This window comes from Metabacillus idriensis, assembly GCF_050483325.1.
Lineage (GTDB): Bacteria > Bacillota > Bacilli > Bacillales > Bacillaceae > Bacillus_P > Bacillus_P idriensis_A.
Map to the genome: position 1 here is coordinate 156,180 of NZ_JBCMYF010000001.1, position 14,573 is coordinate 170,752.

Sequence of the window (14,573 nt, forward strand, 5' to 3'; positions counted from 1 at the left end):
AAGAAAAAATAACTCACACATTTTCTCAGAATGAATAAGGTGCATAAAACCTGCAAGTTAAGCTTATCAAATACGTTTCATGAAGTCCTTTTTCGTTGGGCACACATGAAACTGGACATCTTTTAAAGAATCCAGTTGCAACAATATATTATCTCTTATGATTTGAATGCCTTCTTCTTAACAATAGTAATGAAAATAAGCCAACACTATGCAACTCTGTATAAAAAGCTGCATAATATCGGCTCTAAGGAATTTATACGTTATAGAAGATTGGCTTTTCGTTACATGAACAGAGTCTTTCTACTTAAAAATGATAGGAAAAGTAAATATAACGAAAGCTGCCCAAAGTCCGTAGACCGGCAAATACTTAGTAACGGCATCTTGGATAGTTGAAGGTCCGGATTTGTTTTGCAGAAAACGCATATAGGAGAGCATAATCCAAATTAGATTTGCCCAGATAAGTATGTTTACTCCTAAAACAGCAAGTCTATTAGGCGTAATCCCATATGAAGAAAGCCTGAATACGATAGCTGACAATGCCACACTGTCAATGATAAGCGCAAGAACAATTAAGGCAAAATTTATATAATCTGAAATGTTCTTTTTCTCGTCTGAGTCGCTTTCGGTAATGGAAAATATGGTAACGGCCAATACGCCAAGGAGTATTCCGTTGAAGGCTATCAGGAAATGGCGGTCCAAGAATGGATTTTTTCCGACCCATATTACCGTTATAAGATAGACCACCAATGTGACCAGGACAAGAGGACTAAAAATTTTAGCTATATATGGTGTAATATTCTTAGCAAGTTTAAGATCCATTGTTACCAGGTATGCAGCCACAATAGCGAGAGCGGCAGCACCAAATAAAACGACATTACTAAAATAGAAGTCTTCTATATCCAAGCCAACAAAGCTAAATAACTGCATGGTTAATGCTGCCAGTACCATTCCGCTGACTGCCATGCTGGCGTAGAGAATACAATATTCCAAATTAAATTTAATATAGGCTAATCTTGTACTGCCTTTTGAATAGTCATTTCCTGTAAATGCAAGCCCTGCCAATACCCATAAGAATATGGGAAGGTGTAAATAAGCAAGGATAATACTGTCTTTATCATTTAATGGCAGCATATTAAGATAAAACCCGGAAATTAGGAACAACGCTGCAAGGGAATAAATAACACTTTTTTTCGGAGTATTATTATAAACAAAATAGGCAGCAATAAAGGGAATGATACCAAAAGCCAGGTTAATTGGAGCAATTGCCTCCTGTTCGACAAAATGGAAAATGATCCTGGTGCTTATCCCGGACAGAATGGCTAAAATGCCCATGAATAAGAAACCTTTTTGAAGCAAGGAAGGTTTTTCTGTATTTGCCCTCTCCTTGAAATGCAATCTTTCATACCAAACGCCAAGAACCTGAGAATCGGGATTTTGTTCCCATGCGTGTGAGAATGCCTTTTTAAACGTTTTCGGGTCTTTTCGATACATTCTCTCCAGCTCATGAGGGTCAGCAATATTTTCAATAATTAAATTGTTAATGTCCATAGTGATACCTCCCCTAATAATTGTTGTATTAAGTTACCTTGATTCATTTAACTGTCTTCGTCACTATTGTATTCTAAAATATCTCCAGGCTGACAGTCTAAAGCCTTGCAAATGGCCTCTAAAGTGGATAATCGAATCGCTTTTGCCTTTCCATTTTTCAATATAGAAAGGTTCGCCATTGTTATTCCAACCTTCTCCGAAAGTTCTGTTACGCTCATTTTCCTTTTTGCTAACATCACATCAATATTGATGATAATTGCCATTGTTATTCACCTCAGACCGTTAAATCATTTTCTGATTTGATAGTAATTGCTTCTTGTAAAAGTTTTTGGAGAACAGCCGCAAAGACCGCGATAACCATCGAAGCAAAAGGAACAGCCAATCCGACAAAGATCACTCCTGGTGCGTCGTCTACTTCCGCAAAGATATAGAAGAGAGGCCAAACCAGCACATGTAAAATACTGATTGTGATGGCACAGTATTTGATTTTCTTTAAAGCTTTTACAGATAAATCGGAGAAAGCTTTATTTTTGTCAATATAGCGTAGGAGTTTGAAAGCCTGATACAAAGCAAAGTAAAAAGGTATCGCCGACACATCAAAAGCGATGAAAACGAGATATTTTATATAAGCAAACTCTGGAAGTAATTTTGCTGCAAGATTCGCCATCTCAGGCACCAAAAAGATGCACAGAGCAAGAACTGGGACGCCTAAAAGAATCACAGCTAATTTTAAAAACAATGTTGTTACTTTCTCCATAAAAAGCACCTCATTTATTTATTATGATTTTGATTTTAATCTATATTTTATTGTATTACAATAAATTTTTATTAATTTGAATAACGTTTTTATTGTATTTTTTGTTTTAAGCAAAAATAAAAAGCATTCCTCATTCAAAGAAATGCTCTATAACTTTAAACCATTAAATATATAACTTGTAGAGCGAAGGGATTGAAGCAGATGGAAGTAGGATTTCGACTTCAGCCTTACAAAAAAAAGAAGTTCAAGTTAAAAAGGATAAATGCTCTTTAATTCTTGTATAATATGGATGAAATATCATTAGGAGATGAAAGTTAGGAGAAAAAGATATGCCGTTAGAAAAATTGATTGACCGAAGAAAAACACATTCTGTGAAATGGTACATAGAGGATCAAGATATGATTCCATTATGCATTGCAGATATGGATTTTCAAGTTTCAGAAGAAATAGTCAATGCGATAAGTCAAAAAGCAATGCACGGAATATATGGGTACAGTACATTTTGTGAACGATATTTTGATGCTGTTCAATATTGGTGGAAAACACAGTACGATTGGGAGTTAAAACGGGAGTGGATTTCTTTTAGCCCGGGTATTATTCCTGGAATAAATTTATTATTACAAGCTTTAACACAGCGGGGTGATGCTGTGATCGTACAGGATCCAGTATATTATCCTTTCTTTTCAACAATTGAAACACAAGGCTGTACATTATTAAGTAATTCTCTTATTTATTCTAATGGTACATATACAATGAATTTTGAAGACTTTGAGGAAAAAGCATCCCGTCCCGATACGAAAATCTTTATTTTGTGCAGCCCTCACAATCCGGTTGGAAGAGTTTGGACCAAGAAGGAATTGCGAAAGATTGGGGAAATCTGCGAGAAACATGGGGTTTATGTGATTTCAGATGAAATGCATGGAGATTTAACATACTCTGGTAATAAACATACACCGTTTGCAACTGTTCATCCCGGCCATTTAAAGTTTTCAATTACATGTGCTGCCCCAAGCAAAACATTTAATATTGCAGGAATGCAAAGCTCTATTTTTATAATTCCGAATAAAGCAGTGAAAGAAAGATATGAAACGCTTTTAATGGGATACGGATTAATGCGTCCAAATGCTTTTGCTGTGGAAGGAACGATTGCCGCTTACTATAATGGTTTGCCTTGGCTTCAAGATGTAAAAAGTTATTTAGAAAGTAATCTCCAGTATGTATGTTCCTTTTTAGAACAAAATATACCGTCCATTAAAGTAGTGAAACCTGAAGCGACCCATTTGATTTGGCTGGATTGCCGTGAACTTGGTATTCCATCTGATGAATTGCATACGTTTTTCTTAGAAAAGGCAAGAGTTCGTCTTGATGAAGGAATGAAGTTCGGTAAAGGCGGGGGTGGGTTTGAGCGTATAAATATTGCATGTCCTCGTGAAGTCCTGACTGAAGCACTCTTAAGAATGAAAACGGCTGTCAATGGAAAAGAAGAAACCTGCTGACGTTTTCGCCGGCAGGATTGTATTTATTTGACGAAAAAATGTTAGGAGGACATAAATATGATTATTGAAGCTATATCAGATTCAATTGAAGATGCAAAAATTGCACAAGCAGCGGGTGCCGATCGAATCGAATTAGTCACAGGATTGATGGAAGGAGGGCTGACTCCCAGTTATGGCTTAATTAAAAGTGTCTGCAGTGAATTAACGATTCCCGTAAATGTGATGATTCGTCCGCATAGCCGGAGTTTTTGCTATTCGGATGAAGACTTGAATATTATGTTAGAAGATATTGAAATCTGCCGGGAATTAGGGGCAGCAGGAGTTGTTTTTGGTGCTCTTACAAATGATAAAAAAATAGATGAAGAGAAGCTTACTAAGTTAATACAAGCTTCAAAAGGGTTAGATATAACCTTTCACAGGGCATTTGATGAGGTTGATGATCTATACACTGCAATAGGTGTGCTTCAGAATTACCCTGAAATTTCCAGAATCCTCACATCCGGCAGCAAGCAAACAGCACCAGAAGCGATAGGAGAGTTGAGGCAGCTGACAGATCGTTCGGAAGGTACGGGTCTTTCAATTATGGCAGGTTCAGGGTTAACACTCCAAAATTTGCAGACATTCTTAGAAAAAGTAAATGTGAGGGAAATACATTTTGGTTCCGGAATTCGTTTTGAATCAAGCTTTATGAATCCAATAGATCCAAATAAATTAAAAGCAATCAGGAAAATTGTTTCATAAAAAAAGAGTGGAAATCGTAATATCCATCACAATTCGCTTTTTCCTAATTTTAGAGACTATTTAAAGTGAGGAATACAATCCTCAATCAAACGTTCTAACAGGAACTAAGAGCCTGCAGACATTCCTAAATGACTGCAGGCTTTTAGTCGTTTATGATGTTTTTTTCATTGGAACCACGGTCTCAGGCTGCTTTGGATGTTTTTTTCTATATACGAATTTGGATAAGGTCACGCTAATTTCATATAAAACGAATAGAGGTACGATTACTAGAATATCTGAAATAAGATCAGGGGGAGTGATGAAAATAGCAATCAGAGTAAGTAAAAAGTAAGAGATCTTTCTTGCTTTAGTGAGCAGCATCGGGTTAATAACACCAATTGAGGTAAGAAACATAGCTATTAAGGGTATTTCAAAAAGCAAACCAAATGGCAGTGTCAGGTTGATCATAAACTTGAAATATTTTTCTGCAGTATACATGGTTTCAAATTGCCCTGCTGATAAGGAAAGTAAAAAACTTAGAACAAGCGGATAGACGACAAAATACCCAAATGACAGACCGGCAATAAATAAACTAAACAACCCTGGAATGTAGGCTAACGCCGATTTCCGTTCCTTTACAGTTAATGCAGGTTTTACAAACAGCCAGGTTTGATAAGCTGCAAGTGGAATGGTGAGTGCGATGGCAATGATTCCTGAAATCATAAAATAGACCCACAGGATTTCACTTGGTCCTAAAACAGCTAAGTTATGGCCCAGATCCCGAACCAGCCATTCGTATATTTCCCGTACATAAAAAAATGAACCGAATAAAAGAATGGTAAAAAACACGAAGACAAAAATTAATCGTTTTCTTAGCTCTCCAAGGTGATTAACAAAAGATAACTCATTATTATTCATATAAGCTTCTCCCTTTTTTGAAATAAGAGGAAGATGCAAACTTGGCGTTTACATCTTCCGGAATGTTTACTTAGTCTGGCTGTTATCTTCTTTTTCGTCTGATATGATATCCTTTGCTGAGTTCTTAAATTCTCTTATTGTATTTCCGAATGCACGGCCGATTTCCGGAAGCTTAGATGGTCCAAATACGATAAGAGCGATAATCAGAATTAGGATTAGACCAGGGACACCTATATTTTGCAGCATGATAATTCCTCCATTTTTTTTCAGTCAGTAATTAATCGGGTTTTGGATATTTTACAGTTTTATCGTATCTATTTTAATAACCGTATTAGCCTATCTTCGGAAAAGAGTACGACAAGACTTGTAAACGTGAACAATATCAAAACGTAAAACGATAATTTATTCGAAAACAGCCTTTTTATAAGAATTAGCTGTTCGGCATTTTTTCCTTCTCTTCCGTATCTAAAGGCAGAGGATTCATACTTTGATCATTCGCAGTTAAATCAATTCCATAGTCCTTAGCAAAAACCATATGCGTTTCAACAAGTACGCCTTCTTTGTTTTCATCTAAATGGAATACCCGTGCTCCGCGAAGTCTGTTTCTTTGAGCACCTGAAAGTCCGTAAGTTCCAAAGCCTGTGTTTCCGGCGTATCCAAGCAGAATTCCATAATAATTGCCGCAGTATGTGTTCACATGATCATGTCCGCAGAATACTCCTTTAACGTCTCCGCGCTCAAGCATGGCTGAAAATAAACCGCCGTTTACTGGTCCTGGACATTCATCTTCATTTCGTTCTCCAACAATTTGATGTTTGGCCACTGCAGCCTCATGGCTTGCTTGTGTTCTTACATCAACGCCTCCATGCCACATAAAACGATGCTCCCATAAAGGAATATGAATGAACACAAGTGAAGGTACTTTATATCCGTATTGTCTTTCAAGTCTTTTAGATTGTTCATAATACCAGTTTACTTGATTAAAACGGAGCCAGTCCCAAGTCGGATATCCCTTAAAATCTTGCCCGGCGATTTGTGATGGAGCATATCTGCCGCTGTCAAGCAGCCATAGGTTAAATGCAGCTTTATTGCCTTTTGAATGTCTAATGAGGAGGTTCATATTGCCTGTACCAGATAGGCCTTTTTCACCTGGCTCGTTCATATTATATTTGTACTTCATATAAAATTGCAGCATCGCTTTTTCGTCCATTCCGCTCTTTGGTGTGGAGTCTTCATCATGGTTTCCAAACGTAACCGCCCACTTAATCCCTCTTTTTTCCATTGGTTGAGCAACATTATTCAAGGCTAGCTTCATTTCTAGTTCTGAGTCACAGCCTGATGAAATATTGTCACCGTTCAGTACTACAAAATCAGGCTTTTCTGAATCAAGGACTTTTTCCATCAATTCAAGTGTCCTGCGATCAATTCGCTCATCATCCTGAGTATCGTTAAATTGGACGACCTTAAACTTTCCATTTGAGTTGAAGTGAAGCTTAGCATTTGGTTTTTTTTCAGCATGTACAGTGTTCGTTATTAGGTTCCCGGGAAGCCCAGTAGTCGCAAGTGTTAAAGCGAGTGTACTCATTCCGCCTATTTTTATAAAACTCCTTCTGTCCAGTCCTTTTTGCTGATCTTGATTATTCATATAAAACCCTCCAATGAAATAAATGATTGATTTGCATAACAATAGTAAAGGAGAATCATTTATGTAATGCTGCAAGCATTCACTACGTAAATGGAGATGGCGCCACGATCCCCGTTAGCTACATTTCTATCATAAGATAAAATTATTGATAGATTATTAAACAAAACAGCAAAGGAAGTAAAAAAAACAAAACAAAAAACAAAAAAGCAAAAATAAACCGCTGAATTCACTAGAAAAAGAAGCTTTTTAGAATTGTAATGAGATAAAACATTAAGGAAACGCACAGAGTAGACTTTTGAATTTGTTTTTATTTTTGATTCATTTTACAAACGTTAATATTTTTCCAGTCTATTATTTATATTCCTTTTTTATAATGGATTAATCCAAAACAAAACAAAACAAAATGGAGGAAAGAAATGAAAATGAATGAAAGATATAAAGCGATAATCAGAGAGCTGGAAATAAAAAATAAGATTGGCGTCGCAGATATAGCTATAAAATTAAATGTGACTCCTGAAACAATCAGAAAAGATCTGAGTGCACTTGAAGAGAAAAAGAAATTGCGCAGAATTCATGGCGGAGCCATCCAATATCTTGGTGTGATTAAAGAGCCTCATTTCAATAGAAAAGTCGGAATCTTTCATCCTCAGAAAAAAATGATTGGAGAAGCTGCGGCAACTTTTATTATGGATGGAGATTTAGTAGCACTTGATGTAGGCACAACAATCTTTCAAATTGCAAGTGCTATTAAAGACGTCAAAAATGTAACCATCGTGACCAATTCTCTAACAGCAGCTGAACTATTAAATAGCCGGATTGAAAACAGGTTATTTGATGGAAAAGTCATTGTCCTTGGAGGTACTACCAATCCTTTGCAGCGTTCAATCAGCGGGTCCATAACCAATAAGTTATTGGAGCAATTTTATTTTGACAAAGCCTTTATTTCATGCGGGGGAATAAACAAAGATGGAATTTGTGATTTCAATGTAGAGGAAGCAACGGCTTCTTCTATTATGATGAAGAGATCAAGACAAACAATTGTTGCAGCTGATTCTTCTAAACTGAATCAAAGGGCTCTTTTCCATATAGGGCCGTTCTCTGCAATTGATTGTCTGATTACTGATCAAAAAATGCCGGTTGATTGGTCTAAAGATCCAGTTATTGGTGGCGTAGATTGGATAACTGTAGGTGACGCCAATGAGAGTTGATTATCACGTTCATCTGGAAGAAGGTCCGTATACATCGAAATGGCTGAAAAAAACCTATCAAAACCTTCTATTGGGACAGCATTCGACAGAAGAAAAAACCTCAAAACAATGGGCTGTTCAATCTGTGCAAAAGTTATCTGATAGGTTGACAAAAGGTGCTTATGATCCTATCTGGCTTGATTTATATCTAGAAAATGCGAAAAGAAAAGGGATCAAAGAAGTCGGGATTGTAGATCATTTATATCGATTTACAGATTGCCGGACATATTTTGAAAAAAATATGATGCTTGATGAAAGTCCGATTGGCCGTTTACAAAAGCGATGGTTAGACCTGGTCATGACAGAAAGCATGGATCATTTTGCGGAATCTATTACAAAAAATAAAGAAAAATGGGCAAAGCAAGGTGTGCAATTAAAGATAGGAATAGAAGCAGACTACTTTGAAGATGAGGAAGAGGCTTTATCTGAATTGCTTTCTAAGCATGATTGGGATTTTATTAATGGCTCTGTTCATTTTGTCAATGGATGGGGATTTGATAATCCAAAAACAACTGATGAATTTGAAAAGTATGATGTAAATGTTTTATATGAAACCTTCTTTAGAATCGTTGAAAAAGCAATCAGAAGCGGCTTATTTGACTATATTTCCCACCTGGATAATATTAAAGTCTTTGGCTACCGGCCAAATGATGATCTTTTGCATACCCTGTATAAAAGGATAGTAAAAGCTTTAAGGGATATGGATGCAGCAACAGAGTTTAACGCGGGTTTATATTATCGATTCCCGGTAAAGGAAATGTGTCCGAGTGAACCATTTCTTGATCTATTAATTGAAAATAAGATACCATTGCTCCTATCCTCTGATGCCCATTTTCCAGAAGACATAGGTTCTTTCCTAGATGAAAACATAGAGATGCTGATTAATAAAGGGGTAAAAGAAATCGTTACTTTTGATAAAAGGGAACGAATGATGAAGCCTCTTTCAATTGAGGAATCTTCATTGAATATCCAGCGTTAGAACAAAAAGCAGAAAAAGCACCTGAAATCATAATTTATTGGGTTCCCTTTTGTTTTATTCCCATACCCGCTTGTATTTATAAAACTCGTACGTCTAGTAATTTCAATTTGTTTTTAGTAAAATAGCTTTTAGCAATTGAAAAAACATTAGTCTGAGTTGAAAAAATATGAGGTGATTCGAAATGTCCCATTTAACAATACATACGGGTTACAATGAAGAAGATACGTTTTTTATACGTTATAATTTAATTAAACACAATAAAAGTAAAGTTGCCTATACGGAAGAAGAAAAAATTAATTTTGTTTTAAAAGATGAAGATGGCCGCATTCTTGGTGGACTTGTTGGACATATAGATTGGGAATGTTTTTTCATTGATGTTTTATGGGTAGACGAGTTATTGCGTGGGCAAAGAAAAGGACAGGAATTAATTCAAAAGGCTGAAGCTTTTGCTCGTGAAAAAAGTTGCAGGTTCATGCGATTAGAAACATTTAGTTTTCAGGCTCCTGAATTTTATAAAAAGCTAGGATTCAAAGAAATGGGGAAACTAGAGGATTTCCCAAAAGGGTTTTCTCATTATTATATGTACAAACATCTGAAATAATGAGCAATCCTTTTCATGCATAACAGTCTTAACCTTACTACACTTTATTTGTAGTAAGGTTTTTTGTTTTTGAAAGTCCAATTTAAAAGTACGCACATCAGGCATCGAAGATAAAGCTATAGAAGCAATAGAAGAGCTGAGTCAGCTAGCAGATATATCAGCCGGTACGGGTCTTTCAATTATGGCAGGATCAGGGTTAACACCTCAAAACTTACCTGCATTCTTAGAAAAGGAGAACGTGAGAGAAGTTCACTTTGGTTCGGGAATCCAGTATGAATCGAATTATAATAACCCTATCAATCGCCTTCAAATAAGAGCGATCAGGAAAATAGCAGAATAATACGGGAATGCAAAAAAGCTGCAAGCATTAATGCCTGCAGCTTTTTTATACTATTTTTTCTTACTTAATTTCAATTGCTGAAGCCTTGTTGTTCCAATCCGAAGCCATATTAGCTGTTTTGCCATACCAATCGGAATGTCTAAACAGCACTCCTCTGCCGTAGCCTTGGCTAGAAGTGTGCTCCCAAAGCGTCGTTGAGTAACTTGAAGAAGGTGAAGCGGTGCTTAAGGAAGAGATTCTATCATTCCAGCTAGAAGGCAGATTTTTAAAGCCGTCTCTCCAATAAATATACGCGCCGCCTTTATTTTTATAATCATAGAAATCGGTACAGCATGGTCCGGTGCCCATGATCCCGGCTTTGTTTTCAACTCGCTGTTTATCTTTTTCGATAAAGGCATCCAAGGTTTCCCTGCTTGTAAATCCATACGCCAGCCAATCGCCATTTTTGTTCTGTTTAGGCAAAACCATGGTTATTTTTATGTCTTCATTTGCGGTTTTGTCATTCATTTCTGCAGCGTTCACATCTTTTCCATCAACATTTAAATAGTGAAACGATTTAATCATATAATTATTTGCCTGTGTGTTTTCGGCCGCAGCAGTTCCATTAGAAAAGGAGAAAATGGACAATAAACAAAAAGAAACAGCTAAGACAAGACTGTAAATCTTCTTCAATTTAACCACTCCCTATTCATTATTTTACTACACTATAAATATAAAAGATTTCCATTTTTTCTATAAGAATCAATATATTCATTTTCTTTACAGACTATATTACCAATTATTTACACAGAATAATTTAATAAGCTTGCTGAAAAATAGGGTAACGATCAAAAAAACCGGTATAATAGGATTCCATTCCAATCTATCTCTCTATTTTTTAGTCTAAAGTAGGATAGGATGATATTCTGCTAAAATATCCTTTTTCTATTAAACCGCTACAGAAGCTCATTTGCCTGAGTTTGTCTTTTCTTTTTTTCTGGAAGGCTGCTGCTGGCTTTCTTCAAGCTGGTAGAAATATAATATAGATGATAAGCATTCCATCATTCATTAGCGAGGGGATAGTCATGGAAAACAAGGAACTCCTGCTTGCCATCACGGAATTGAAGGCAAGCATTGACAAACGTTTTGACGCGCTTGAAAAACAGGTGGACATGAGACTGGACAAAGTGGAAGAGCAGCTGTACAAGCTGTCAAAACAGGAACTTGCAGATGGGGATGAAGACCAGGATGAGGCTCTCCGCGAGTTGAGTGCAGAGGTCAAAGACTTAAGGCTTTCAATGAAGTATGCTTTGAAGAAGATTGGTGAACATGATTTTGATGTATTTAAGTTGCTTAATATGAAAAATGACACCTCTGATCTTTGATTAAGGGGTTCCGGCATTAGAGGGGAAACTGTCAATAGCAGGGTAATTCGCATATGAATTTCACCTGCTATTTTTGTTTGTACATGGTTTAATACTGTTTCTGAGCAGAGAGGGAGATAATCCAAGAAGGGATATCGCTTTTTTTTGTTGAATTTCATTAAAATATACAGCCTTTTACAATACCTTTTTCACATTCATATGAAAGTAGGATACCGGATGAGGATTATTTTTGGAGTATTTTTGATACTGCTGGGAGTGCTTTTGGCTAGTATAAAGTTTGATGATTTGGGATTCACCAATAATATGCTGATAAATTTTATTGGGTTTGTAAGTATTATATTTGGTGTGAATAAGTTGATTAATAAGACCACCGATCTTTATAAGAAAAGCAAAGATTAAATTCTTTTACAAAGTGGTACAGTTGAAAATTTAGACGATGGAGATCCTGAAATTATCTATTTTAAATCTTTAGATTAGTAAAGCACGTAAGCTGGACATTTAAGGTTAAGTAAAGGCACAGGTGACACTAAAATGTCTTCTGCTAAACGGTTTAACTTCTAAGAAGCTGAGTCGCAAGATGATTTTGAAAGGACTGCTTCAGAGGATAAGTTTTTGTGGAATATCCCATTAACTCAGTTCAATAATGAACTGAGTTATATTATTGCAAAAAACACCGCTAAAAGCGGTGCATGCGAATTAGCGTGCTGATGCTAATGCTATCTCGTTAGAGGTGTTTTTCGAGAGATTTTACTGATTTTCTAAGTGCAAGCTTCGGCTCCATCAGCTGAGTAAGGCTGATGGAATCTGGTTGCTCAATTAGAGACAGCAGTGATGTGACCATCTTTTCAGCTAATTGTTCGATCGGGACACCGACACTTGTAAGCTCAGTTTCAAGGCTTGCCATCTGCGGGATATTGTCATAGGAGATGACAGAAAGGTCTTCAGGAATTCTGATTTTCAGTTCTTTCGCAGCACGCAGAACCCCGACGCTGATATCATAGCTTCCGCTGATCAGGGCTGTCGGCTTGCTTGTTTTGAGCAATTTTTTTGCTGCAAAATAGCCATCATACCAGCTCAGGCCCTTAGTATTGCCTATGATTTTGTCATCTGCAGGCAGACCGGCATTTTCCATAGCTTCATAAAACCCGTTCAGTTTCTCAGTCTGACGCTTGTCTCCCGGAGTGGCATCGCCGATATAGGAAATGCTTGTATGACCCAATTCTATCAAGTGTCTGACAGCAAGATGAATGGCTTTTTTATGATTAACATCAATTAGCGGGTATACATGATTCCCCGAGACCCCGTATGTGAGGATCGGGATAGAGGAGAAGACTTCTGAATGGAGCATGGCTGCTTTCCCTTCTTCAAAAATCATGACGCCGTCTACTTGGAATCCTTTGAACATCCCAATGGCTTTGTCTGCTTCATCAACTGAGAGAATCATAAAATAATTTTCAGCCGTTACTAGTTCATTTATCTTTGAAACAAGGGCTGTCAGGGCAATCCGGTCAATGGCCGGCCACACAAGCCCAATCGTTCTGCTTTTTTTAGAGACAAGGTTTTTAGCCGCAAAGTTAGGAGTATATCCAAGCATATTTGCTGTTTCAAGGACTTTTTTCTTCGTTTCAGGCTTAACAAGCGGGCTGTTATTAAGCGCCTTTGAGACGGTTGAATAACTGACTCCAGACTCCCTTGCGATATCTTTAATTGTCACACTCATTTAAAATCCTCCAAAAGGAAATGTTGAAAATTTTCGGAATACATATTATACTGGGGAATAACAACGTTGTTACTTGTAGTATAGTATAAAAAGCTGAAGAATAACATGCTTTTTAATGAAAAATAACAACGTTGTTATTTTGCAAATAGAAATAACAACGTTGTTAATCTTAAATGTAACCGTTAACAAAAGGTCGGTATACTTTCAGGGGGGATGGGAATTGAAAAAATGGATGGCATTAATGATGATCTGTCTGCTTGCAGCTGGCGCATTGTCTGCCTGCAGCACAAAGGCATCAAGTGATGGAACAATTACGATGAGGCTTGCACATAACCAAAGTGAGACGCATCCTGTGCATAAATCGCTGACAGAGTTTGCGAGATTAACAGAAGAGAAGACAAACGGGGAAGTAAAGATTCAGCTTTATCCGAATGGACAGCTTGGGGCGGAGAGGGAAGTCATTGAACTGACCCAGACCGGAGCTGTAGATCTATCAAAGGTCAGTGCAAGTGCTCTCGAGAGTTTTTCAGAAGTCTACTCTCTTTTCAGTCTGCCGTATTTATTTGACGGACGTGATCATTATTACAAAGTGATGAACAGCAGCACGGTTAATGGCATCTACGAATCTACCGAAGAGATCGGGTTCAGGGGACTTACTTTCTATGACGGGGGTTCAAGGAACTTTTATACGAAAAATAAACCGATTATGCATCCGGACGACCTGAAAGGGATGAAAATTCGGGTGCAGCCAAGTGCAACAGCCATCAGGATGATTGAGCTGATGGGCGGTTCTCCTACTCCGATGTCTTTCGGTGAAGTCTACACCTCCCTGCAGCAGGGAGTAATTGATGGTTCGGAAAATAATGAAACCGCTTTAACAGACAACAACCATGGAGAGGTGGCAAAGGAATATTCCTACAGCGAGCATGCCATGGTTCCGGACATTCTGATCATGAATCAGGCAAAATGGGACGTTTTAAACGCAGAACAGAAACAGGCCCTCAATGAGGCCGCCCGCGAATCGTCTGCTTTTCATAAAATCGTTTGGGAAGAAGCGATTGAAAAATCAATAAAAGATGCCAAGGAAAAAGGCGTTACATTCAGCACGCCTGATAAGGAACCATTTCAAAAGGCAGTTCGGCCGCTTCACGAAGAATTTGCCGAAAAAGAGTCTACAGCTGAGTACTACAAAGAGATACGGGAAGCTGCTGAAAAGGAATAACCAGGGGGAGGAACTG

Annotated in this window: 15 protein-coding genes and 1 pseudogene; 8 read left to right on the forward strand and 8 right to left on the reverse strand. The window is 37.4% G+C overall.

What is annotated here, in order from left to right; translation table 11 throughout:
* Positions 1–300: 300 nt before the first annotated feature.
* From ABEQ24_RS00770 to ABEQ24_RS00780, 3 genes are read right to left on the reverse strand one after another with little or no spacing between them, the layout of a single operon-like run.
* Positions 301–1,548 (reverse strand): DUF4153 domain-containing protein, encoded by a 1,248-nt coding sequence (locus ABEQ24_RS00770; protein ID WP_430004980.1) that lies wholly within the window; start codon positions 1,546–1,548, stop codon positions 301–303.
* A 47-nt stretch (positions 1,549–1,595) separates the two neighbouring features.
* A complete protein-coding gene (locus ABEQ24_RS00775; RefSeq protein WP_430004981.1) occupies positions 1,596–1,811 on the reverse strand; it encodes a helix-turn-helix domain-containing protein in 216 nt (71 codons plus the stop codon).
* A gap of 11 nt (positions 1,812–1,822) precedes the next feature.
* Positions 1,823–2,305, reverse strand: a complete 483-nt coding sequence (locus ABEQ24_RS00780) for a DUF2975 domain-containing protein (protein ID WP_430004982.1) — start codon at positions 2,303–2,305, stop codon at positions 1,823–1,825.
* A gap of 329 nt (positions 2,306–2,634) precedes the next feature.
* Between ABEQ24_RS00780 and ABEQ24_RS00785 the strand changes: the two genes are divergently transcribed.
* Both ABEQ24_RS00785 and ABEQ24_RS00790 read left to right on the forward strand, forming a co-directional pair.
* On the forward strand, positions 2,635–3,801 hold the full coding sequence (locus ABEQ24_RS00785; RefSeq protein ID WP_430004983.1) for a MalY/PatB family protein: 1,167 nt from the start codon (positions 2,635–2,637) through the stop codon (positions 3,799–3,801).
* Between the two features lie 57 nt (positions 3,802–3,858).
* Positions 3,859–4,542, forward strand: a complete 684-nt coding sequence (locus ABEQ24_RS00790) for a copper homeostasis protein CutC (RefSeq protein WP_430004984.1) — start codon at positions 3,859–3,861, stop codon at positions 4,540–4,542.
* 150 nt (positions 4,543–4,692) lie between these two features.
* Here the strand turns inward: ABEQ24_RS00790 and tatC are convergent, their stop codons facing one another.
* From tatC to ABEQ24_RS00805, 3 genes are all read right to left on the reverse strand, one after another.
* Positions 4,693–5,439: a twin-arginine translocase subunit TatC gene (gene tatC, locus ABEQ24_RS00795; RefSeq protein WP_430004985.1), complete on the reverse strand. Its 747-nt coding sequence runs from the start codon at positions 5,437–5,439 to the stop codon at positions 4,693–4,695.
* Positions 5,440–5,505: 66 nt separating this feature from the next.
* A complete protein-coding gene (locus ABEQ24_RS00800; protein WP_430004986.1) occupies positions 5,506–5,685 on the reverse strand; it encodes a twin-arginine translocase TatA/TatE family subunit in 180 nt (59 codons plus the stop codon).
* A gap of 184 nt (positions 5,686–5,869) precedes the next feature.
* Positions 5,870–7,084 carry a metallophosphoesterase family protein gene (locus tag ABEQ24_RS00805; protein ID WP_430004987.1) on the reverse strand — a complete coding sequence of 405 codons (1,215 nt, stop codon included), beginning with the start codon at positions 7,082–7,084 and terminating at the stop codon, positions 5,870–5,872.
* Positions 7,085–7,500: 416 nt separating this feature from the next.
* Here ABEQ24_RS00805 and ABEQ24_RS00810 point away from each other — a divergent pair, with 416 nt between their 5' ends.
* From ABEQ24_RS00810 to ABEQ24_RS00825, 4 genes and pseudogenes are all read left to right on the forward strand, one after another.
* Positions 7,501–8,292 carry a DeoR/GlpR family DNA-binding transcription regulator gene (locus ABEQ24_RS00810; protein WP_430004988.1) on the forward strand — a complete coding sequence of 264 codons (792 nt, stop codon included), beginning with the start codon at positions 7,501–7,503 and terminating at the stop codon, positions 8,290–8,292.
* Positions 8,282–9,310 carry a histidinol phosphate phosphatase domain-containing protein gene (locus ABEQ24_RS00815; protein ID WP_430004989.1) on the forward strand — a complete coding sequence of 343 codons (1,029 nt, stop codon included), beginning with the start codon at positions 8,282–8,284 and terminating at the stop codon, positions 9,308–9,310. Before ABEQ24_RS00810 ends, ABEQ24_RS00815 begins: the two co-directional genes overlap by 11 nt.
* A gap of 181 nt (positions 9,311–9,491) precedes the next feature.
* Positions 9,492–9,911 (forward strand): GNAT family N-acetyltransferase, encoded by a 420-nt coding sequence (locus ABEQ24_RS00820; RefSeq protein WP_430004990.1) that lies wholly within the window; start codon positions 9,492–9,494, stop codon positions 9,909–9,911.
* A gap of 97 nt (positions 9,912–10,008) precedes the next feature.
* Positions 10,009–10,251 (forward strand): annotated as a pseudogene (locus ABEQ24_RS00825) (copper homeostasis protein CutC); the annotation flags it as partial.
* 60 nt (positions 10,252–10,311) lie between these two features.
* Here ABEQ24_RS00825 and ABEQ24_RS00830 read toward each other — a convergent pair.
* Complete coding sequence (locus ABEQ24_RS00830; protein ID WP_430004991.1) at positions 10,312–10,932, reverse strand: hypothetical protein; 621 nt, start codon at positions 10,930–10,932, stop codon at positions 10,312–10,314.
* A 383-nt stretch (positions 10,933–11,315) separates the two neighbouring features.
* Here ABEQ24_RS00830 and ABEQ24_RS00835 point away from each other — a divergent pair, with 383 nt between their 5' ends.
* Positions 11,316–11,615 (forward strand): hypothetical protein, encoded by a 300-nt coding sequence (locus tag ABEQ24_RS00835; protein ID WP_430004992.1) that lies wholly within the window; start codon positions 11,316–11,318, stop codon positions 11,613–11,615.
* A gap of 724 nt (positions 11,616–12,339) precedes the next feature.
* On the opposite strand, the gene ABEQ24_RS00840 is transcribed toward ABEQ24_RS00835, so the two are convergent.
* On the reverse strand, positions 12,340–13,335 hold the full coding sequence (locus ABEQ24_RS00840) for a LacI family DNA-binding transcriptional regulator (RefSeq protein WP_430004993.1): 996 nt from the start codon (positions 13,333–13,335) through the stop codon (positions 12,340–12,342).
* 220 nt (positions 13,336–13,555) lie between these two features.
* Here ABEQ24_RS00840 and ABEQ24_RS00845 point away from each other — a divergent pair, with 220 nt between their 5' ends.
* Positions 13,556–14,557, forward strand: a complete 1,002-nt coding sequence (locus tag ABEQ24_RS00845) for a TRAP transporter substrate-binding protein (protein WP_430004994.1) — start codon at positions 13,556–13,558, stop codon at positions 14,555–14,557.
* The last annotated feature ends 16 nt before the right edge of the window (positions 14,558–14,573 follow it).

What these genes read in the sequence shown, in the direction of transcription:
- ABEQ24_RS00775 (WP_430004981.1), bottom strand. Translation starts at nt 1,811, where the DNA reads ATGGCAATTATCATCAATATTGATGTGATGTTAGCAAAAAGGAAAATG.
- ABEQ24_RS00800 (WP_430004986.1), bottom strand. Translation starts at nt 5,685, where the DNA reads ATGCTGCAAAATATAGGTGTCCCTGGTCTAATCCTAATTCTGATTATC.
- ABEQ24_RS00785 (WP_430004983.1), top strand. Translation starts at nt 2,635, where the DNA reads ATGCCGTTAGAAAAATTGATTGACCGAAGAAAAACACATTCTGTGAAA.
- ABEQ24_RS00835 (WP_430004992.1), top strand. Translation starts at nt 11,316, where the DNA reads ATGGAAAACAAGGAACTCCTGCTTGCCATCACGGAATTGAAGGCAAGC.
- ABEQ24_RS00820 (WP_430004990.1), top strand. Translation starts at nt 9,492, where the DNA reads ATGTCCCATTTAACAATACATACGGGTTACAATGAAGAAGATACGTTT.
- ABEQ24_RS00805 (WP_430004987.1), bottom strand. Translation starts at nt 7,084, where the DNA reads ATGAATAATCAAGATCAGCAAAAAGGACTGGACAGAAGGAGTTTTATA.
- ABEQ24_RS00810 (WP_430004988.1), top strand. Translation starts at nt 7,501, where the DNA reads ATGAAAATGAATGAAAGATATAAAGCGATAATCAGAGAGCTGGAAATA.
- ABEQ24_RS00790 (WP_430004984.1), top strand. Translation starts at nt 3,859, where the DNA reads ATGATTATTGAAGCTATATCAGATTCAATTGAAGATGCAAAAATTGCA.
- ABEQ24_RS00840 (WP_430004993.1), bottom strand. Translation starts at nt 13,335, where the DNA reads ATGAGTGTGACAATTAAAGATATCGCAAGGGAGTCTGGAGTCAGTTAT.
- ABEQ24_RS00815 (WP_430004989.1), top strand. Translation starts at nt 8,282, where the DNA reads ATGAGAGTTGATTATCACGTTCATCTGGAAGAAGGTCCGTATACATCG.
- tatC (WP_430004985.1), bottom strand. Translation starts at nt 5,439, where the DNA reads ATGAATAATAATGAGTTATCTTTTGTTAATCACCTTGGAGAGCTAAGA.
- ABEQ24_RS00780 (WP_430004982.1), bottom strand. Translation starts at nt 2,305, where the DNA reads ATGGAGAAAGTAACAACATTGTTTTTAAAATTAGCTGTGATTCTTTTA.
- ABEQ24_RS00770 (WP_430004980.1), bottom strand. Translation starts at nt 1,548, where the DNA reads ATGGACATTAACAATTTAATTATTGAAAATATTGCTGACCCTCATGAG.